The organism is Sporosarcina sp. PTS2304, assembly GCF_003351785.1.
Lineage (GTDB): Bacteria > Bacillota > Bacilli > Bacillales_A > Planococcaceae > Sporosarcina.
Genome location: NZ_CP031230.1, coordinates 651,099 through 672,612 on the forward strand (window position 1 = coordinate 651,099; position 21,514 = coordinate 672,612).

At 39.9% G+C, this 21,514-nt stretch carries 18 protein-coding genes; 17 read left to right on the top strand and 1 reads right to left on the bottom strand.

The window, feature by feature from the left end; all coding sequences use genetic code 11:
* Positions 1-18: 18 nt before the first annotated feature.
* The 17 genes from DV702_RS02915 to DV702_RS03000 all read left to right on the top strand — a co-directional run bounded on the left by DV702_RS02915 (position 19) and on the right by DV702_RS03000 (position 20,718).
* Positions 19-843 carry a helix-turn-helix domain-containing protein gene (locus DV702_RS02915; RefSeq protein ID WP_162805700.1) on the top strand — a complete coding sequence of 275 codons (825 nt, stop codon included), beginning with the start codon at positions 19-21 and terminating at the stop codon, positions 841-843.
* Between the two features lie 78 nt (positions 844-921).
* Positions 922-1,500 carry a CDP-diacylglycerol--glycerol-3-phosphate 3-phosphatidyltransferase gene (gene pgsA / locus DV702_RS02920; protein ID WP_114923385.1) on the top strand — a complete coding sequence of 193 codons (579 nt, stop codon included), beginning with the start codon at positions 922-924 and terminating at the stop codon, positions 1,498-1,500.
* A gap of 16 nt (positions 1,501-1,516) precedes the next feature.
* Positions 1,517-2,773 carry a competence/damage-inducible protein A gene (locus DV702_RS02925; protein ID WP_114923386.1) on the top strand — a complete coding sequence of 419 codons (1,257 nt, stop codon included), beginning with the start codon at positions 1,517-1,519 and terminating at the stop codon, positions 2,771-2,773.
* Between the two features lie 165 nt (positions 2,774-2,938).
* Positions 2,939-4,003 carry a recombinase RecA gene (gene recA / locus DV702_RS02930; RefSeq protein WP_114923387.1) on the top strand — a complete coding sequence of 355 codons (1,065 nt, stop codon included), beginning with the start codon at positions 2,939-2,941 and terminating at the stop codon, positions 4,001-4,003.
* Positions 4,004-5,018: 1,015 nt separating this feature from the next.
* The gene (rny, locus tag DV702_RS02940) at positions 5,019-6,578 is read left to right on the top strand and encodes a ribonuclease Y (protein WP_114923389.1); all 1,560 of its coding nucleotides are present in this window, start codon (positions 5,019-5,021) and stop codon (positions 6,576-6,578) included.
* A 71-nt stretch (positions 6,579-6,649) separates the two neighbouring features.
* Positions 6,650-7,447 (top strand): TIGR00282 family metallophosphoesterase, encoded by a 798-nt coding sequence (locus tag DV702_RS02945; RefSeq protein ID WP_114923390.1) that lies wholly within the window; start codon positions 6,650-6,652, stop codon positions 7,445-7,447.
* 92 nt (positions 7,448-7,539) lie between these two features.
* Positions 7,540-7,806 carry a stage V sporulation protein S gene (locus DV702_RS02950; RefSeq protein WP_114923391.1) on the top strand — a complete coding sequence of 89 codons (267 nt, stop codon included), beginning with the start codon at positions 7,540-7,542 and terminating at the stop codon, positions 7,804-7,806.
* Between the two features lie 159 nt (positions 7,807-7,965).
* Positions 7,966-9,513 carry a tRNA (N6-isopentenyl adenosine(37)-C2)-methylthiotransferase MiaB gene (miaB, locus tag DV702_RS02955; RefSeq protein WP_114923392.1) on the top strand — a complete coding sequence of 516 codons (1,548 nt, stop codon included), beginning with the start codon at positions 7,966-7,968 and terminating at the stop codon, positions 9,511-9,513.
* The gene (locus DV702_RS02960) at positions 9,513-9,947 is read left to right on the top strand and encodes a YlbF/YmcA family competence regulator (RefSeq protein ID WP_205407210.1); all 435 of its coding nucleotides are present in this window, start codon (positions 9,513-9,515) and stop codon (positions 9,945-9,947) included. The genes miaB and DV702_RS02960 overlap by 1 nt, the downstream gene beginning before the upstream one ends.
* A gap of 134 nt (positions 9,948-10,081) precedes the next feature.
* The gene (cotE, locus tag DV702_RS02965) at positions 10,082-10,624 is read left to right on the top strand and encodes an outer spore coat protein CotE (protein ID WP_371682747.1); all 543 of its coding nucleotides are present in this window, start codon (positions 10,082-10,084) and stop codon (positions 10,622-10,624) included.
* Positions 10,625-11,151: 527 nt separating this feature from the next.
* Positions 11,152-13,716 (top strand): DNA mismatch repair protein MutS, encoded by a 2,565-nt coding sequence (mutS, locus tag DV702_RS02970; RefSeq protein WP_114923395.1) that lies wholly within the window; start codon positions 11,152-11,154, stop codon positions 13,714-13,716.
* A gap of 5 nt (positions 13,717-13,721) precedes the next feature.
* Positions 13,722-15,563, top strand: coding sequence for a DNA mismatch repair endonuclease MutL (gene mutL, locus DV702_RS02975; RefSeq protein ID WP_114923396.1), 1,842 nt, complete (start codon positions 13,722-13,724; stop codon positions 15,561-15,563).
* Between the two features lie 27 nt (positions 15,564-15,590).
* Entirely contained in the window at positions 15,591-17,231 is a 1,641-nt protein-coding gene (locus tag DV702_RS02980) for a glycerol-3-phosphate dehydrogenase/oxidase (RefSeq protein WP_114923397.1), read from the top strand.
* Positions 17,228-18,154: an alpha/beta hydrolase gene (locus DV702_RS02985; RefSeq protein ID WP_114923398.1), complete on the top strand. Its 927-nt coding sequence runs from the start codon at positions 17,228-17,230 to the stop codon at positions 18,152-18,154. Before DV702_RS02980 ends, DV702_RS02985 begins: the two co-directional genes overlap by 4 nt.
* A complete protein-coding gene (gene miaA, locus DV702_RS02990) occupies positions 18,138-19,115 on the top strand; it encodes a tRNA (adenosine(37)-N6)-dimethylallyltransferase MiaA (RefSeq protein WP_114923399.1) in 978 nt (325 codons plus the stop codon). Before DV702_RS02985 ends, miaA begins: the two co-directional genes overlap by 17 nt.
* Positions 19,112-19,336 carry an RNA chaperone Hfq gene (gene hfq, locus DV702_RS02995; RefSeq protein WP_114923400.1) on the top strand — a complete coding sequence of 75 codons (225 nt, stop codon included), beginning with the start codon at positions 19,112-19,114 and terminating at the stop codon, positions 19,334-19,336. The genes miaA and hfq overlap by 4 nt, the downstream gene beginning before the upstream one ends.
* Before the next feature lie 122 nt (positions 19,337-19,458).
* Positions 19,459-20,718, top strand: coding sequence for a methionine gamma-lyase family protein (locus tag DV702_RS03000; RefSeq protein ID WP_114923401.1), 1,260 nt, complete (start codon positions 19,459-19,461; stop codon positions 20,716-20,718).
* Positions 20,719-20,762: 44 nt separating this feature from the next.
* Here DV702_RS03000 and lexA read toward each other — a convergent pair whose 3' ends face one another.
* Positions 20,763-21,383, bottom strand: coding sequence for a transcriptional repressor LexA (gene lexA, locus DV702_RS03005; protein WP_114923402.1), 621 nt, complete (start codon positions 21,381-21,383; stop codon positions 20,763-20,765).
* Positions 21,384-21,514 lie beyond the last annotated feature (131 nt).

Here is a 21,514-nt window from a genome sequence, read left to right on the forward strand (position 1 = left end):
ATAAGGCAGGTGAGAAAATTGACTGGATTAGGCAGTCGCTTAAAAGAAGCGAGAATCGCAAAAGGTTTAACACTAGATGACTTACAAAATGAAACTAAAATTCAAAAGCGTTATTTAGCAGGAATTGAAGAAGAAGATTTTACAAGCATGCCCGGCGCCTTCTATATACGTGTATTTATTAAACAATACGCAGAAGCGGTAGACGTAGATGCGGAAGAAATGCTGGCTATTTATCAAGAAGAATACGGCAATGCCATTCAGGAGCAACATCAAAAAGTAACACCTCCCGTGCTTCAAAGAAGTAGTGCAGGGCTTCAAACGAGCGCAAAACTACAAGAGATGTTACCTAAAATTATTGTGGCATTATTCATTGTGGTAATTTTAGTCATTAGTTATTTACTGTTGCGTGATAAATCGTTAGATCCGAACGTAGACAGTGATCCTCTTAATCCGAACAACGCAATTATTGAAAATCCAACTGAGCAACCTAAGCCGAGCGAGAGTGTAAAAGAAGAGCCTGTTCAAAAACTACAACTGGACTCTACATCTGGAGAGTCTTCTACCTTTACTTTGGCAAATACAGAAGAACTGAAATTAGTCGTTACCACATCGGGGGATTCATGGATTTCTGTAACCGACGAGCAAGGTGAAGAAAGAATGCCGGGGCCTGGCGCAAGAGTAATGCTGGCGGGAGAAAGTGTCGAAATTGATGCGTCGAATGCAGAAAAGATTCGCATTCGAGTGGGGAACTATTCAGTAGCTGAACTAGTAGTCAATGGACAAAAAATTGATTATCCAACTCAGCTTATTCCACAAAATATTATCATTACTCACACTCCGTAGAAAAATAGTCATCTATAAGGATGACTATTTTGTTGTGAAGAGGGAAAACTAGTGAAAAGCATGGAAGGTGGAAGGTTTATGAATTTACCTAATAAAATTACGCTCTCGAGAGTCTTGATGATTCCGTTTTTCATCTTGTTCCTAGCAGTGGATTTTGGCTGGGGAATGATTACAATTGGCGGCGTTACGATGCCAGTTGAACATTTAGTGGGAGCTATTATATTTATTATTGCGTCAACGACAGATTGGTTAGATGGATATTTAGCAAGGAAAAACAACTTAGTAACAAATATGGGGAAATTTCTAGATCCACTGGCGGATAAATTATTAGTTTCTGCCGCTTTTATTTTATTAGTAGAAATGGGTGCTGCACCTGCTTGGATCGTTATCGTCATTATTAGTCGAGAATTTGCGGTTACGGGACTTCGTTTGATTTTAGCAGGTGGTGGTGAAGTAGTCGCAGCTAATCAACTAGGTAAAATAAAAACGGTGGCCCAATTATTGGCGATTTCGTTTCTTTTATTACACAATATATTTTTTGAAGCAATCGGTATTCCATTCGGCACAATTATGCTCTACATTGCGTTAATATTTACTGTTTGGTCAGGTGTAGACTATTTCATTAAGAATCGAAAAGTATTAGTAGAGTCCATGTGAGGAGTGTTTTGCAGTCATGAGAGCAGAAGTCATTGCGGTAGGTTCAGAATTATTATTAGGTCAAATAACGAATACGAATGCGAAATTCATCTCCAGCAGATTAGCTGAAGTCGGGATCGACGTTTATTATCATACAGTAGTAGGGGATAATCCTGAACGTTTGGCGGAAACGATTCAGTTAGCGAAACGACGTGCAGACATTTTGATTTTTAGTGGAGGACTTGGCCCAACTAAAGACGATTTGACAAAACAAACAATCGCTCAGCAGTTGGGGTGTGAACTAGTATCAGATGATGAAGCGATGGAAACGATTCGACAGTATTTTAAGCAAGTCGGGAAAGTGATGACTGACAATAATAAGCAACAAGCACTCGTACTCGAAGGTGCAACAGTTCTACCAAACCGTTATGGAATGGCACCAGGAATTGCGATAGAAAAGGATCAAAAACAGTATATTTTATTACCAGGGCCACCGAGCGAATTGGAGCCTATGTTTGAAAATGAAGCCATTCCTTACTTGTTACATGTTTTTGGAAAACAAGATATTATCGTTTCTAAAGTGTTGAAGTTGCAAGGTATTGGGGAATCGGAGTTAGAAGTTAGAATTCAATCCATTCTAGAAAGTCAAACAAATCCCACCATTGCGCCACTCGCTTCTCCAGGAATGGTGAAATTGCGTATAACGGCAAAAGCTGATTCAGAAGAGGAAGCAGAAAAACTTATTCTTCCTGTAGAACAAGAAATTCGCGCAATAGTAGGCGATTATATTTATGGAGTCAATGACGACACGTTAGCTTCTAAAGCAACAGAATTATTGTTGCAAAATGATTGGTCGATATCAGCAGCAGAAAGCTTAACATCTGGAATGTTCATGGCAGAGCTCGGATCTGAGCCAGGCATTGGTAATGCGCTTAAAGGCGGTGTCGTCGTATACAATGAAGAAATGAAAATTGAGAGACTGAATATTTCACGTTCTTTACTCGATTATCATGGAATTGTTAGTGCCGAATGTGCAGAAGCATTAGCTGAAAATGTAAGAGAGCAATTCGGTACAACATTTGGGGTTGGATTGACGGGAGCTGCCGGACCGGAGTCGCATGATGGACAACCACCCGGCACGGTATGGATTGGTATCGCGACAGAGGATTTAGAAACTGCTTCTTATAAACTTCAATTATCTGGTTCGCGTAATTCTAATCGTAAGCGTTCTGTCCAATTTGCCATCCACTATTTAATACAGAAAATGAGAGAGAAAAAAGAAGTGAAGTATTGAATTTTACCCTCATATTCGACTAAGAAAATGAATTTTACCTCCCTTTTCGACCTTGTTTTTCATTTTCTACAGATCAAAAATCGAATACCCGTTCGTTTATTTCTTGTGTAATTGGATGAGAAAAGGTATAATAGAAATAGAAAAAGAGTTGAGGAGGAATTTTAATTGAGCAATCGTAAAGCAGCACTAGATATGGCATTAAAACAAATAGAAAAGCAATTTGGTAAAGGTTCTGTTATGAAACTAGGCGAGAAAACGGATCTACAAATCGCTACATCTTCATCAGGTTCACTAGCATTAGATTCAGCACTTGGTATTGGCGGGTACCCTCGCGGACGTGTGATCGAAGTATACGGACCGGAGAGTTCTGGTAAAACGACAGTAGCTTTACATGCGATTGCTGAAGTGCAGGCAAACGGCGGGACAGCGGCGTTTATAGATGCGGAGCACGCTCTTGATCCTGTCTATGCACAAAAGTTAGGTGTAAACATTGACGAACTATTACTTTCTCAACCTGATACTGGCGAACAAGCTCTGGAAATTGCCGAAGCACTTGTTCGAAGTGGTGCAGTTGATATTATCGTAGTAGACTCAGTTGCTGCATTAGTACCGAAAGCAGAAATTGAAGGGGAGATGGGAGATGCGCACGTAGGTTTACAAGCTCGTCTTATGTCCCAAGCATTACGTAAACTTTCGGGTGCTATTAACAAATCCAATACGATTGCAGTATTTATTAACCAAATTCGTGAAAAAGTTGGAGTAATGTTTGGTAATCCTGAAGTTACACCTGGTGGTCGTGCGTTAAAATTCTATTCTTCTGTCCGTTTGGAAGTGCGTCGTGGAGAAGCGATCAAGCAAGGAAACGATATTATGGGGAATAAGACAAGAATCCGTGTAGTGAAGAACAAAGTAGCTCCCCCTTTTAGAACAGCTGAAGTGGATATTATGTACGGTGAAGGTATTTCAAAAGAAGGAGAAATTCTTGATCTCGGTTCAGAGTTGGAAGTTGTTCAAAAAAGCGGTGCATGGTATTCCTACGAGGGAGAGCGTTTAGGACAAGGTCGCGAAAACGCGAAGCAGTTCCTGAAGGAAAACGTAACTATGCGTAACGAAATCGCAGCGAAGATTCGTGAGTCGTATGGAATGGATGATAATACTAATTACGTGATTGGTGCTCATGATGAAGAAGATGAGCTAGATGAATTGCTGTTAATTCCAGATGAGAAGTAATTTTTAAGTATAGGTTGTTCAGGATGTCGCAATATGCGACGTGTTGAACAACTTTTTTATTTTAGCGAAGATAAGTAGGGGGGGTATCTTTCTATTACTACAACAGCGTGTAAGTAATCTGTCTTCGCTGAAGTGACTACAGTGAACAGTCACCTTCAAAAATCTGCAACGTCACCAACTAATCATGCACTAACCTATACAATCCTTGAATTAGTGTCCGTAAGTCAGTTGGTGTTCGCCCAGAAATTAGAGTGGAATGAGTGACTTTTCTCCTTGGTGCAGGAAATGAGGGTACGTGTGAGGATTCTCCCACCAGAACCGGACGCTTTCCTGAGGGCACGCGGCGGACTCGCCAGAAGTGCGTTAGCGATTACGCCTGTAAATGCAAAGATGTGCTCCTTTTCGCTGCGCTTCACTCGCAAAAGCACATCTTTGCACTTGACAGGTGTAATTCGCAATGCTTGACGGTCCACCGCGCCCCCTCCGGAAAGCGTATCGTCTGGAAGCGTAAGCCGTAAGACTCTTCAAGTTAGCCTTGCTCTATCCAATCGCTTTTAAGTAAATCAATGAATGAATTACAAATAATATTGTTAATCAATAGTCTTGGGAAAATACAATAGAAGAAAAAATTGATTGTAAAAATTCTCGGGTTTGTCGAATTTAACTCATCATTCCTTGACACATTAAAACTACAGCTATACAATTAAAGTGGTGTATTCTATATGCCTAATATTACTCAAAACAATGAATTGTTTTTGGCAGTATGTTGATTTTAACTTAATTCAACAAACACGAAACTTATCTAAAAAATTAGTAGAATGAATGTCAAATCGTCCCGAAACAGCAGGGTCTCATAGCCCGGTTGGGTTAAGTTAGTGCCTTCGGCGTTTTCACAGATAGACGGGACATTACCAAGCTGGAATGGTAAAAGAGTACGTGAAATAGATTCGCCGTGGCAAAATTAATTATACGAGCCGACTGAAAAGAAAAGAATAAGCAGGAGGAGGTGACCTCAATGATTGTCGAAATACTCATCTCCGTTTTGCTAAGTCTCATCGTCGGTGCAGTTGTTAGCTTTTTTATATTGAAAAATGTGAACGATTCAAAAGTGACTGGTGCCAAGCAAACAGCGAATCAAATCGTCGAAGAGGCGAAGCGTGAAGCGGAGTCAGTAAAAAAAGAGGCACTATTAGAAGCGAAGGATGAAACTCACGAACTACGCCTTGAAGCGGAAAACGAAGTCCGTGAGAGAAGGACGGAATTACAGAAACAAGAAAACCGTCTCTTACAGCGTGAAGAAAACCTTGATCGCAAGGATGATACGCTCAATAAAAGAGAAGCAAGTCTAGAGCGCAAAGAAGAGGCGCTTTTAGAAAGACAACAGCATATTGAAGAGATGGAACGCAAAGCGGAAGAACTAGTGACTACGCAAAAGACAGAACTGGAAAGAATTTCTTCGTTAACTAGAGATGAAGCGAAACGCATCATTTTGGACGATGTAGAGGAAGAACTGTCTACTGATATTGCGGTCATGACTAAAGAATCGGAGCAGCGAGCAAAAGAGGAATCTGAACGTAAAGCTAGAGAAATTCTTTCAATTGCTGTGCAACGATTTGCAGCGGATCATGTAGCTGAAACGACAGTCTCCGTTGTCAACTTGCCGAATGACGAAATGAAAGGTCGTATCATTGGTCGTGAAGGAAGAAATATCCGTACACTCGAAACATTAACGGGTATTGATTTAATTATCGATGATACACCAGAAGCAGTCATTCTGTCAGGCTTTGACCCGATCCGGAGAGAAACAGCTAGATTGGCACTGGAAAAATTAGTACAAGACGGAAGAATACATCCGGCTCGTATTGAAGAAATGGTGGACAAGTCTAGACGTGAAGTGGATGAATTGATTCGTGAAAAAGGAGAACAAACGACATTTGATGTCGGAGTTCACAATTTGCATCCGGATATGATCAAAATATTAGGTCGTTTGCATTTCCGCACAAGCTATGGCCAAAACGTCTTGAAGCACTCTATCGAAGTAGCCTATTTATCGGGTCTACTGGCAGCAGAGCTTGGAGAAGACGTGACACTAGCGAGACGCGCAGGTTTACTGCATGATATCGGTAAAGCAATCGATCATGAGGTAGAAGGCAGTCACGTACAAATTGGTGTTGAATTGGCAACAAAATATAAAGAACATCCAGTCGTCATCAACAGTATTGCATCTCACCATGGTGATGAAGAAGCGACTTCTGTTATTGCGGTATTAGTTGCAGCAGCAGATGCATTATCTGCCGCTAGACCTGGCGCTCGAAGTGAGACGTTGGAGAATTATATTAAGCGTCTACAAAAGCTGGAAGAAATTTCAGAGTCATACGAAGGTGTTGAAAAGTCATTTGCGATTCAGGCAGGACGTGAGGTTCGAATCATTGTCCGCCCAGACCAAATTGATGATATTACCGCCCATCGATTAGCGCGAGATATTCGAAAACAAATCGAAGAAGAATTAAACTATCCAGGGCATATTAAAGTGACGGTCATACGGGAGACCCGTGCAGTGGAGTATGCGAAATAAAGTACATGTATAAAAAAACAGCTTCCGGTTCGTTTGGAAGCTGTTTTCATTTTGGAAAGAGGTTTTTGTAGATGAAAGTACTATTTATTGGAGATATTGTTGGATCTATGGGTCGTGAAATGGTTATAGACTATCTTTCGCGGTTAAAAAGAAAATATCAAGCAGATGTGATTATAGCAAATGGTGAAAACGCAGCGTCAGGGAGAGGGATTACAAAAGCAATCTATCATGACTTATTACATGCGGGTGTGGATGTGATTACGATGGGGAACCACACATGGGATCAGCGAGAAATATATGATTTTATAGATGAAGTAGATTATTTGATTCGTCCCGCAAACTTTTCTGAAGCAGCCCCAGGAAAAGGTATGACAACCATTACGAAAAATGGCGTGACGCTTTCGGTTATTAACTTGCACGGGCGCACTTTTTTACCGCCACATGATGATCCGTTCGCGAAAGCAGATGAATTAGTAGAAGAAGCGATGCAAACTTCCCCATTGATTTTTGTAGATTTTCATGCAGAAGCAACAAGTGAAAAAATTGCGATGGGATGGCATTTAGATGGAAAAGCGTCTGTAGTAGTCGGAACACATACCCATGTACAAACAGCAGATGATCGTATTCTTCCGGGCGGAACTGCCTATTTAACGGATGCGGGTATGACGGGGCCTTATGATGAAATTCTAGGTATGAAAAAAGAAGATGTACTATACCGTTTCTACACGAATTTACCGACACGTTTTGAAGTTCCAAAAAGCGGACGACCACAGTTGAACGGAATGTTTGTTGAATTAGATGATAAGACAGGAAAAGCTCTTGCCATTGAACGAATTCGTATCAATGAAGATCATCCGTTTACAAACTAAACCAATCAGCGTCTAATTCCTTCTTAGCTATCATAGGATGATTTATGGAAAATGCTCTTTCCATAGACATTGCAAAATAAGGAGGAAATATCGTGAGTCCCTTAAAAGTATCTTCCCGATCCAATCCTAACTCCGTAGCAGGCGCATTAGTTGCGGTTATCCGCGAACAAGGATATGCAGAAATTCAAGCAGTCGGAGCAGGTGCACTGAATCAAGCGGTGAAAGCAGTCGCGATTGCGAGAGGATTTGTGGCACCAAGTGGAGGAGATCTCGTTTGTGCTCCTGCCTTCACCGATATTGAAATCAATGGCGAAGGACGAACGGCATTGAAATTGCTTGTTGAAAGAAAAAGTCGTTAGTGAAAATGAATGGAAGATCACGGTGATTGTAAACCGTGGTCTTTTTTTCATGACAAACAAGCAACAATTTATCCCTTTGCTATCATAACTAAGAAAAGTTCAGTATAATAACATCATGTATGCTTATTTCCCGATAAGTAATAGAAAGGGGCTACTGCAATGAATGAAGAACAGCGTGTACAAGCTGAACTCGCAACAAAAGAAGTGCCACATGCTAACACAACAGAAAAAGACTACAGTAAATACTTTGATTCGGTATATACGGGACCTTCTTTGAAAGATGCAAAAAAGCGCGGGAAAGAAGAAATAGAATATCATGACAACTTTCAAATAGATTCACGTTTTAAAGGAATGGGGCAAGGTCGTAAATTTCATATTCAAACATTTGGTTGTCAAATGAACGAACATGATACAGAAGTAATGGCGGGCATATTTATGGCTTTAGGCTATGAGTTGACCGATAACGTAAAAGATGCAAATGTCATTTTACTTAACACATGTGCGATTCGTGAAAATGCGGAAAATAGAGTGTTTGGCGAACTAGGTCATCTAAAACCTTTAAAACTAGAAAAACCGGATTTGTTAATCGGGGTTTGTGGTTGTATGTCGCAAGAAGAATCGGTTGTAAAAAAGATATTAAAAACGTACGATCAAGTAGATATGATCTTCGGTACGCATAATATACATCGTTTGCCGAATATTTTACATGAAGCCTATTTATCGAAAGAAATGGTTATTGAAGTGTGGTCAAAAGAAGGCGATGTAATAGAAAACTTACCAAAAGTACGGCACGGCAAAATTAAGGCGTGGGTCAACATTATGTACGGCTGTGATAAATTTTGTACGTACTGTATCGTTCCGTATACACGAGGAAAAGAGCGTAGTCGCCGTCCGAGTGATATCATTCAAGAGGTTCGTCAACTGGCAGCAGAAGGCTATAAAGAAATTACATTGCTTGGACAGAATGTTAATGCATATGGTAAAGATTTCGATGATATCGACTACCGACTTGGTGATTTAATGGATGATCTTCGGAAGATAGATATCCCGAGAATTCGTTTCACAACAAGTCATCCTCGTGATTTTGACGATCATTTAATTGAGGTTCTTGCAAAAGGTGGAAATCTGGTCGATCATATACACCTTCCTGTGCAATCAGGGTCAAGTGAAATGCTGAAAATTATGGCGCGCAAATACACACGTGAGAGTTATTTGGAACTTGTGGAAAAAATCCGCACAGCAATTCCAACTGCCTCTTTGACAACAGATATCATTGTAGGTTTTCCAAATGAAACAGATGAACAATTTGAAGAAACGATGTCATTATACCGTGAAGTAGGATTTGATATGGCATTTACGTATATTTACTCACCACGCGAAGGGACACCGGCTGCTAAAATGCAAGATAACGTGCCGATGGAAGTAAAGAAAGAACGTTTACAGCGCTTAAATGCATTAGTGAATGAGATGTCGGCTGAAGCGATGAAGCCGTATCAAGACCAAATTGTAAGAGTGCTTGTAGAAGGTGAAAGTAAAAAAAATCCGGACGTTCTTGCAGGCTATACGGAAAAAAGCAAGCTAGTCAATTTCAGAGCGCCGCGTTCAGTAATAGGCCAGATTGTGGAAGTTCGTATTAAAGAAGCAAAAACATGGTCACTCGATGGAGAGTTCATCGGAGTAGTTAAAGAGGAAAAGGTGATGGCATAATGGAAAAGCGTTATTCAAAAGACGAAATTATTGAAAAAGCACGCGACTTGGCGCATATGTTAGCGAACACAGAGGAAGTAGATTTTTATAAACGCGCAGAAGCACAAATTAATGAAAATCAAAAAGTACGTGAGAAAATAGCAAGTTTGAAATCACTTCAAACACAAGCAGTAAACTTCCAGCATTATGAAAAAGAGCGCGCATTGAAAGCAATAGAAAAGAAAATTGAGCAAGTACAAGGCGAGATCGATGCCATTCCATTAGTTCAAGAGTTTAAGCAATCACAAGACGAAGTAAATAATCTATTACAATTAGTTTCCAATACTATTGCCAACAGTGTAACAGACGAAATTATTGAATCTACTGGCGGCGATGTATTACGTGGAGAAACAGGCTCATATGTAGAAAACACTTCTTATAAATCCCTCTCGTAATGAAGAAATCAGCAAAGGATAAATTCTTTGCTGATTTTTTTCAATTTTAGGCTCGCTGTTGCATAGGATGGATAGAAGCCTAAGAAGGAGGAAGAAAACTGAAAAACTTACGACAAATTGTAACGAAAGCCGTTATTGCCAAAGGGAAGCATCGATCGGATTCCACTGTAACGTTGAAGCCGCCTAATCGACCTTCTAGTATTTTAGGTTGCTGGGTGATCAACCACACGCATCAATCGAAAAAGGTAGGCAATTATGTAGAAGTTACAGGTAGTTTTGATGTAAATGTTTGGTACTCACACCATGACCATTCCAAAACATCGGTTTTTACTGAATCAGTTCCGTATAAAGACAAAATTGCATTGCATTACCGAGACGAACCTACTTCGAGCAAAGAAGAGACCATTGTTACGGTACTGCAACACCCGAATTGTACGGAAGCCAGTATTTCCGAATGCGGTCAAAATTTCTTAATCTCTATTGAAAGAGAGTTATTAGTAGAGATGGTAGGGGAGACAAAAGTTTCTGTAACGATCCATCCTCATCCTTATGAAGAAGAATGGCCAATAGCGACCGAATCATCTTCAATTGTCATGGAAGAAAAGAAAGGTAAAGAGGTACCGAAGAAAGATCACCCACCACATCATCCAAATCATAGAAAAGATTCGCCATTTTAAAAGCCGGAATTTTTCCGGCTTTTTATTTTGGTTAAGTACATAGAATTGGCTTATATCTGTAGTTTTAGTATGTGATAAATATGGTACGATAGTATAGACACTTAAATTAACAAGCCTATTGATTAACCATATTATATATAATTCACTCATTGTTTTATTTACAAATGAGTTTCACTATGGCGATTGCACGGAGTGACGCTGCCTTAAAGTGTCTTGCGGCTTACGCTTCCAGACGATACGCTTTTGAGGCGCACCTCATTTCCAAAAGCCGATTCTTTTCTTTGGATGTTCAACAGGCTTGATACTAAGTAGAGAAAAGTATAAGAACTGTAAAACTAAATAGTAAGTAAAAACAAACCATTCTACAAGATTTATTTGGAATGGTTTATTTTAATCCTTGAAATAATTCTTTACTAAGGAATGATGAGCCATTGTTAGCAAATATCGAATCATACCCCTTTTGATTCGTGAACTTACAAGCGGTTTGTTATAATGAAAAGAAAATGAACGAGTAAAAGAGGGTTACCATGTCTGAACATACACCAATGATGCAACAATATTTAAAAATTAAAGAACACTATACAGACGCATTTCTATTTTTTCGTCTAGGAGATTTCTATGAAATGTTCTTTGATGATGCAATGCGTGCGTCTGCGATTTTAGAAATCACATTAACGAGTAGAGATTCTGCATCGAAAACACGCATTCCAATGTGTGGGATTCCTTACCATTCAGCTTCGGGATATATAGAAACATTAATACAAAAAGGTCATAAAGTAGCTATTTGTGAACAGATGGAAGATCCGCGTTCTGTAAAAGGAATTGTTAAACGGGAAGTAGTAAAAGTGATTACGCCTGGAACGCTTACAGAAGGAAAAACGATTGATGTGGAGTCCAATCACTTTATTGGAGCAATTGATCAGATTGACAACCAGTGCTATGCATTAGCCTATTTAGATGTAGCTACAGGAGAAGGTAAAGTCGAGTTAGTCGAAGGAACGGAAAGGACGTTGCTGGCAGAAATCGAAGCTCTTCATATGAGGGAAATCGTAGTAAACGAGCAGTTATTTGTAGTTTTGCAGGAGATGTTTGAAAGTCGTGAAATTATGTTATCTATCGAAAATGATGAAGTGGAAAACGTTGGATATGAGACCTATTCACATCTTCCAGAATCATTGCAAGAAGCATGTCGCAAATTACAATCATATGTAATGCGTATGCAAAAAATGATGTTTGATCATCTCCGTCCATTTCTATATATAGAAAAAGATGCAAAGTTATCTATTGATGCGAACTCTATGCGGAATTTAGAACTCGTACAAACGATACGTTCGGGTAAAAAGGAAGGTACACTGTTTTGGGTACTCGATGAAACCGTCACTGCGATGGGGGCACGAAAATTAAGAATGTGGATTCATCAGCCTTTAGCGCAGCGTCAGGCAATCGAGGATCGACTAGAAACTGTAAGCAATTTAATAGACGAATTTTTCTTGAGAGAAGAACTCGTGGAAGAATTACAAGATGTCTATGATTTAGAACGGCTTGCAGGCAGAATTTCAATGGGGAGTGCAAGTGCACGTGATTTAGCGCAACTCCGCAATTCATTGACTCATGTACCGAAGATTAAACAGTTATTACATGAATCGAAACGACCGATGCTGGAGAAATACTCTAATGCAATGGACGCTTGTGAAGATACGTATCAATTACTCGCAGATTCGATAGCGGAAAATCCACCACTAACAACGAAAGATGGCGGTTTAATTAAAGACGGTTACAGTGAAAAGTTAGATCAGTTGAGAGACGCTTCCCGCAATGGGAAACAGTGGCTTGCTGAGCTAGAACAGAAAGAACGTCAAGCAACCGGAATTAAAACATTGAAAATCGGCTATAATCGTATATTTGGATATTACATTGAAATCACCAAATCGAATGTGCATTTAGCTGATTTGACACGCTACGAACGCAAACAAACATTAGCTAATGCTGAGCGATACATAACGACTGAACTTAAGGAAAAGGAAGAGCTGATTTTGAATGCAGAAGCGGATAGCCAAACACTTGAAATGGATTTATTTCAACATATTCGTGAATGTGTGAAGGCGGATGTGAAACGAATTCAGCAACTCGCAACCGTTATTAGTGAACTAGATGTATTACTTTCATTTGCAAAAGTATCTGAAAAGAATCAATACGTGCGTCCAGTTTTCCATGATGGACAGGCCGTTGCGATAGAAAATGGAAGACATCCTGTAGTTGAAAAAATGATGAATCATTCTTTATACATTCCGAACTCATGCACACTTGCCGCTAATAGTAATATGCTGCTCATTACAGGACCTAATATGTCGGGTAAGAGTACGTATATGAGACAAGTGGCGCTGACAGTCGTCATGGCACAAATCGGTTGTTTTGTACCGTGTGAAAAAGCGGAGCTGCCTATTACCGACCAAATCTTCACGCGTATAGGAGCTGCAGATGATGTCGCTTCGGGTCAAAGTACATTTATGATGGAAATGATGGAATCGCAATACGCGATCACACATGCTTCTTCCCGTAGCTTATTGCTTTTCGATGAAATCGGACGCGGCACATCAACTTATGACGGAATGGCATTAGCCCAAGCAATGATGGAGCATATTCATGAGACGATAGGAGCCAATACGTTATTTTCGACACATTATCATGAATTAACAAAACTTGAAGATGTTCTCGCCCGATTATTGAATGTTCATGTGGCTGCAAAAGAACAGGATGGCAAAGTAGTGTTTTTACACAAAGTATTGCCAGGAGCCGCGGATCGAAGTTACGGTATTCATGTAGCGGAATTAGCAGGGCTGCCAAGTGAGTTAGTGGAACGTGCAAGAAATTTATTAGCACAATTTGAAGAGGAAAGTACTGCTAGTGAAGCTTCTGTCGTATCCGAACAACTCGCATTATTTGATGCTGTTAGTGAACCATCACTTTCAATGGAACATGAACAATTACTAAAAGAAATACAAGAAGTAGATTTATTTAATATGACACCGATGCAGTCGATGCAGAAAATGGCGGACTGGAAAGAACGATTATCCTCTACAGTGAAAGGTTGAAGCAAATGAATCATATTCATATTATGGAAGATACGTTAGCCAATAAAATCGCGGCAGGGGAAGTAGTAGAACGTCCAGCATCCATCGTTAAAGAATTAGTGGAGAATGCGATCGATGCAAATAGTACGAGAATTGAAATATCATTGGAAGAAGCGGGTCTTACTTCTATACGCGTGACTGATAATGGTAAAGGGATGTCTGAAACAGATGCGCTTCGCTGCTTTGAAAGACACGCCACAAGTAAGATTTCTAATGAGCACGACTTGTTCCGTATACGGACATTAGGTTTTCGAGGAGAAGCGCTAGCTAGTATCGCAGCCGTATCAAAGGTTTCTTTATGGACGTCTGATGGGGAACAACAAGGAACTGTAGTAGAAATTGAAGGTGGAAAAGTCATAAAGCATGAAGCGGGTGCTTTAAGAAAAGGTACTGACTTTCTCGTACAACACTTATTCTATAATACACCAGCGCGCTTGAAGTATATGAAAACGATCCAAACTGAACTAGGACATACTATTGATTTATTGAATCGGCTGGCACTCAGTCATCCTACTATTTCATTTACGTTAACACATGATCAACATCAAGTATTGCGAACAACTGGATCGGGTGAATTATTGAAAGTTTTATCAGATATTTACGGTATACAAGTCGCACGTAAAATGATTCCATTCGAAAAAGAAAATGCAGATTTCCATGTGAATGGTTACGTAACATTGCCTGAAATGACAAGAGCCTCTAAAAACTATATTTCCTTGCTGATGAATGGACGTTGGATTAAAAGTTATGCGGGAACTCAGTCGCTCATAGATGCCATGCATACGTACTTGCCAATTGGCCGCTATCCAATTGCTGTCGTCAATATTACCACAGACCCTATTCTAACTGACGTCAATGTTCATCCCGCAAAACGACATATACGGATTAGTAAAGAAGGCGAATTATTATCGCTCATAAAAGAAGCGGTACAGCAAGCAATTTTAGGTGTTTCGGTTATTCCGGACGCGATAAAAAAAGAGAAGAAAGTAAAAGTAGAGTCAGAACAACAATCTATTTGGAAGCCCTGGACGCGCACTATAGAGCCACAAATGCCAATTATTCAAGCGTATGAAGAAACTGCGCCCGAAACTAAAGAGACAATAAAAGAAGACGAAGAACACGCATTTCCTCAATCGATAGTCGAGAAAACTGTTCATGAAATAGAGCCACTTCCTGCCGAAGAAGTGGCGGAAGAGATTGAATCGCAAGTAACTTTCGACAATTCATTTCCGTCGATTGTCCCTATCGGCCAAGTACATGGTACGTATATCGTTGCACAAAATGAAGATGGATTTTATTTAATAGATCAACATGCAGCGCAAGAACGCATTAAATATGAATATTTTAAAGTCAAGTTAGGAAAAGTCAGTTCCGATGAGCGGCAACAATTGCTGTTGCCGCTAGTCTTTCATTATTCTGCAGATGAACAGTTAAAAATTGAAGAATGCAAAGATGCTTTAGAACGTGTGGGGATTTTTTTAGAACCATTTGGACCGGCGACGTATACAGTGAAAGAATATCCTGCATGGTTTCCTGAAGGGCAAGCAACAGCTATTATTGAGGAAATGATTGAACAAGTATTGCGCAGCCGAAAAGTAGATATCGAAAAGCTTCGTGAAGAAAGTGCGATTATGATGAGTTGTAAAAAATCTATTAAAGCAAATTATTATTTAACACAAGCGGATATGGAACGATTAGTAACCGACTTAGGTGCATGTACTAATCCATATACGTGTCCACACGGCCGACCTGTATTAATTCACTTTACAACGTATGAACTGGAGAAGATGTTCAAAAGAGTCATGTAACGTAGCAGATCAGAGGAGAGTGGTTGCATGTTTTCAACGATTGAAAGACCAAGTAAAATCCAAGAGCTAAAAGATTATTCGTTTGATGTGTTAGTTGTAGGCGGTGGAATTACTGGAGCGGGGATTGCGCTTGATGCTGCGGCAAGAGGGCTCTCTGTCGCCCTTGTCGAGATGCAGGACTTTGCAGCGGGCACGTCTAGCCGTTCAACGAAACTGATTCATGGTGGCTTGCGCTATTTGAAACAATTGGAACTAAAGATTGTTGCTGAAACAGGTAAAGAACGAGAAATTGTCTTCCGAAATTCCCGAAATATTACGAAGTCACGACCGATGCTGCTACCGATTTATAAAAAAGGAACCTATGGGAAATATTCAACTTCTGCTGGATTACTCGTCTACGATTTACTTGCCGGCGTCAAACAAACAGAACGACGAGAAATGCTTACGAAAGAAGAAACATTATCACTAGAGCCATTACTGAAGAAAAAGCAGTTAGTAGGCGGTGGTCATTACGTAGAGTATCAGACGGATGATGCGCGTTTGACGATTGAAGTATTGAAAAAAGCTGCTGAAAAAGGTGCGCTTTGTGTAAACTATATGAAATGTGAACAGTTTAACTTTGAAAATGAAACTGTAGTAGGGGCTGTATTGCAAGATCAGTTAACAGGAGAGCGTTTTTCAGTAGGTGCTTCAATGGTGATTAATGCGACTGGTCCGTGGGTAGATGAACTGCAAAATAAAGTGAATCATTCTCAAGGCAAACAGTTGCATATTACAAAAGGAGTCCATATTGTAGTCGATCAGTCTGTATTCCCATTGCGTCAAGCAATTTATTTTGATCATTCAGATGGACGTATGTTATTTGCGATTCCAAGAGATAACAAGACGTATATTGGTACTACTGACACCTTTTATACGGGAGAGATAAAACATCCTACAGCTGATGAAGAAGATATTCAGTATATTATACGTGCCGTCAATGGAGTATTTTCTAGCGTGCAATTAGATCGCAAAGATGTAGAGTCCACTTGGGCAGGACTACGACCGTTAATCGCACAAGAAGGCAAAGACGCTTCTGAAATCTCCCGGCAAGATGAAATTTGGGAGCCGGTGCATGGTTTACTAACGATAGCTGGTGGGAAATTAACTGGTTATCGACAAATGGCAGAAGTGATCGTTGATAAAATTGTTAAGAGAGTCCCAAAATCGAATATTCTTCCTTGCAGTACGAAACAACTACCGGTCTCAGGCAGTGATTTTTCTGATGACGAAGAGTTAGATCAGTTTATTGCGCAACAAGCAAGCAAGGCGGAGCGCTATGGATTGACTGAACAACAGGGCGCTCGCATTGCCTCATTTTACGGTAGGAATAGTGATGCAGTCTTCCGTATTGCCCATGCTATTTCTGCTGAAGAACATTCTTTACCTATTAGTTTACGTGCAGAAATCATCTACAGTATTCATCACGAAATGGTCACATCGCCAAGTGACTTCTTTATTCGGCGCAAAGGAGATTTATACTTTCAAATTCAAGTAGTAGAATCGTTGGCAACTGATGTGACTAACTATATGGCCAGTCTCCTGCAGTATACGGTAGATCAGAAAGCACTACATTTGAATGAATTACAAAATGCGATTGCAGAAGCGAAAGGACGTGTGAATTCATGAAAGAGCAATTGATCGAAATGAGAGATGGCGAACGTTTATATAGCACTAGTCATGAACCTACAGGCGCACCGGTCGCTATTGTTCATATCGTGCACGGACTCGCTGAACATAGCGGACGTTATCGACAGTTTACAGACTATCTAGTGTCTGAAGGCTATATCGTAACAGCACATGATCAACGTGGACATGGGAAAACAGCTGTTGAGAATAATCGGCCGTATGGATATATAGGGGAAGCAGCTACGTTTGATCAATTAGTAGATGATACGTTTGAAGTAATCCAGTGTTATAAGCAAAAGTATCCTCATCTCAAAGTTACACTGTTTGGACACAGCATGGGATCATTTGTTGCTAGACGTTTTATCCAGTTATACGGCGATACATTATGCCAAGTAGTGTTGTCTGGAACGGGCAGCCAATCAAAAACTGTAGGATTAGCAGGTCTAGCATTCGCCAAGTGGAGAGAACGTAATTTGGCTAATACACAACCAGATGAGCTGCTACACAAAATCGTCTTCGGTGAATTTTCGAAGAGATTTCCGGATGAAGGATCCTCTGCCTGGCTGTCGAGATATTCAGAAAGCGTTCGCGAATATGATGAGGACGAAGCGTGTGGCTTTGTTCCGACATCTCAATTGTTCAGAATTTTACTTGAAGGTGTAGAAGCAATCGAATCCACTGCGTTTTTGAGGAATATTCCAAGTCATTTACCGATTTTATTAGTATCAGGGACAGAAGATCCAGTTGGTGAACGTGCGAAAGGTGTCTGGAAAACGGCTAAGCAATTTATGAAAGCAGGCCAGCAACACGTTCAAGTCGTTCTCTATGAAGGTGGTCGCCATGAAATGCTACAAGAGACAAATCGTCAAGAAGTATCTAAGAATATAGTCGGGTGGATGAAGAAAAATGAATGCATCAATTAATGTTATTGCTGTAGTAGGACCAACTGCATCTGGAAAAACAGCGCTAAGCATAGCATTGGCACGTGCTTTAAATGGCGAAATAATTAATGGAGATGCAATGCAAGTATATAAAGAATTGGATATCGGAACAGCAAAAATTCAAGCGTCTGAAATGGAAGGAGTTCCTCATCATTTTTTTGACGTAAAAGAACCGACCGAACAATTTTCAGTAGCGGAGTATCAGCAAGCAGTTCGGTGGTGGATTGAAGATATTCAGTCACGCGGAAAGATGCCAATCATTGTTGGCGGAAGTGGCATGTATATTCAGGCGGTATTATTTGATTATCGTTTTACTGAGCAAGCAGGGGATCCGAATGTACGAGCAAAGTTGGAAGAAGAGCTGGAAGAGTTCGGTGCTGAAAAACTCTATACGCGTTTGGAAAAGCTAGATCCCAAAAGTGCACAATCTATCCATCCAAATAACCATCGGCGACTCGTACGTGCACTGGAAATACTTGAAGTAACTGGGCGGACTAAACAAGACCATGAACAGCAACAGGGCAATCAGTCTATGTTCCGTGAACTCATAATAGGTTTAGACGTTCCAAGAGAGCTTTTATATGAACGCATAGATCAGCGGGTAGATATGATGGTGGATGCGGGATTGTTTCAAGAAGTAGAAAGTCTTTGGAAGAAAGGCATTAGAGAGACGCAATCTGTACAAGCAATCGGTTATAAAGAACTGATCACCTACTTTAATGAACAAATAACAAAAGAACAAGCGATAGAAGCAGTTAAAAAGAATACACGAAACTATGCAAAGAGACAGTTAACCTACTTCCGGAATAAATTGCCCGTTCAGTGGGTAAATGCTAACCAACCACAAAAAGATATTTTCAAAAGAACTTTTGAAATAATAGAGGATTATGAGAAGTGCGTGGGGAATAACTTATTTAACAAAGATAGGGAGGCAATTGAATGACACAAGGAAATATGCAAGACACATTTTTAAATTCTTTACGTAAAAGTAATACGTTTGTAACGGTATTTTTACTAAATGGTTTTCAATTAAAAGGTCTGATTAAATCATACGACAACTATACAGTATTGTTAGAAACAGACGGCAAGCAACAACTCATTTATAAACACGCAATTTCAACATATGTTCCAGCAAAACCCGTTATTTTAAAAGATGAACAGTAACAGTACTCTATTCATGATGAAACTTTAAAACAGGCTGAGGCCTGTTTTTGTTGCGTTTACGTTGGAAAATATGCGCATTCTGCTAAAATAGAAGATGGATAAAATGAAAAGAGGTACGACATATGCAAATAGCACCGATAAATGAAAAATTGTTGAAAAAAGTACAACAGGCCGAAGACACTATTAAGCCATATGTAAAGAAAGTAGAAGAGATTGCATTTTATAATCAGCGTAAAGTTCTTCAGGCATTCAAACAAAATCAAGTGAGCGACTTTCATTTAACCGGCTCTACAGGATATGGATATGATGACAGTGGAAGAGATACATTGGAACGAGTATATTCCGATGTATTCGGAGCGGAAGATTGTCTAGTTCGAAGTCAAATCATCTCGGGAACTCATGCGATTACCATTAGTCTGTTTGGTATTTTACGACCGGGTGATGAACTCTTATACATAACTGGAAAGCCCTATGATACATTGGAATCGATTATTTCTGGTCACGGAAAAGATACCGGATCATTAGAGGACTATCAAATCAGTTATCGACATGTTGATTTGAATGAGGACGGTTCAGTCAATTACAAGAAAGTAAAAGAAGCGATTTCATCAAATACAAAAATGGTGGCTATTCAGCGTTCAAAAGGATATTCAAGTAATCCTTCATTTACAGTACATGAAATTGAACAAATGATTAAAGAAGTACGTGAAATTAAAGAAGATGCTATTATTTTCGTTGATAATTGTTATGGGGAGTTTGTTGAACTACAAGAGCCGACGGAAGTAGGCGCAGACTTAATGGCAGGTTCACTTATAAAAAATCCCGGTGGCGGTCTTGTGAGAACAGGAGGATATATTGCGGGCAAAAAAGTACTCGTTGAAAAATGCGCGTACCGTATGACTTCACCCGGATTAGGAGCAGAAGCTGGTGCGTCACTTGATACGTTACTGGAAATGTATCAAGGCTTCTTTTTAGCACCACATGTTGTAAGCCAAGCGGTGAAAGGTGCGTTATTTACTTCAGCCTTCTTTGGCGCATTCGGAATGGACACAAAGCCACATTATAGTGAACAGCGCACGGATTTAATTCAATCTGTAAATTTCTCTACCGCAGAACAAATGATAGCATTTTGTCAAATGATCCAGCAAAACTCGCCAATCAATGCACACTACGCACCTGAACCATCTTATATGCCAGGTTATACAGATGATGTTATTATGGCGGCTGGGACGTTCATTCAAGGTTCAAGTATCGAATTGACTGCAGACGGCCCCATTCGACCGCCTTTTACAGCGTACGTTCAAGGCGGACTAACATATGAGCACGTAAAAGCGGCTGTTGTAAGTTCCATGGAGCAATTATTAGCGCAAAAATTAGTTTAAAAAAAGTGTATCAACAACCTGGTAAGGGTAGTTGATACACTTTTTTAATGAATCATGCGATAAACACCGACGACTTTGCCTAATATAGAAACATTGTCAACGATGATCGGTTCCATTGACGAGTTTTCAGGTTGTAAACGGAAGAAATCTTTCTCTTTAAAGAATCGCTTCACTGTGGCTTCATCTTCTTCTGTCATAGCCACGACAATTTCTCCATTAGACGCTGAATGTGTCTGTCTAACGATTACTCGGTCACCATTTAAAATACCTGCCTCAATCATACTGTCTCCGACAATCTCTAGCATAAAAATTTCATCATCTGAAGAACTGAACGTATCAGGCAAAGGGAAATATTCTTCAATATTTTCAACAGCTGTAATCGGATTCCCTGCTGTCACTTTTCCAATTAACGGAACATGCATAACTCCACTTTTTAATTCATCTAAACCTTCAGGATCTAACACTTCAATTGCTCTTGGCTTTGTCGGGTCACGACGGATAAACCCTTTACTTTCCAAGCGGGATAAGTGTCCATGAACAGTCGAACTGGATGCAAGACCGACTGCTTCTCCTATTTCACGTACGGAAGGGGGGTAGCCTTTTAAGCGCACTTCATCCTTAATGAAGGCTAATATTTCTTCCTGTCTTTTAGATATCTTTTTCAAATGACTCACCTCTTCAAAAGTTTTTAAATTGCAGAATATTAAACAATTATATTGAATATAGTATAACATGTGTTCGATTACTAATCAAACAAAGGTTCTAATTTTCACTTGACAGCCAATCGTATGTTCTC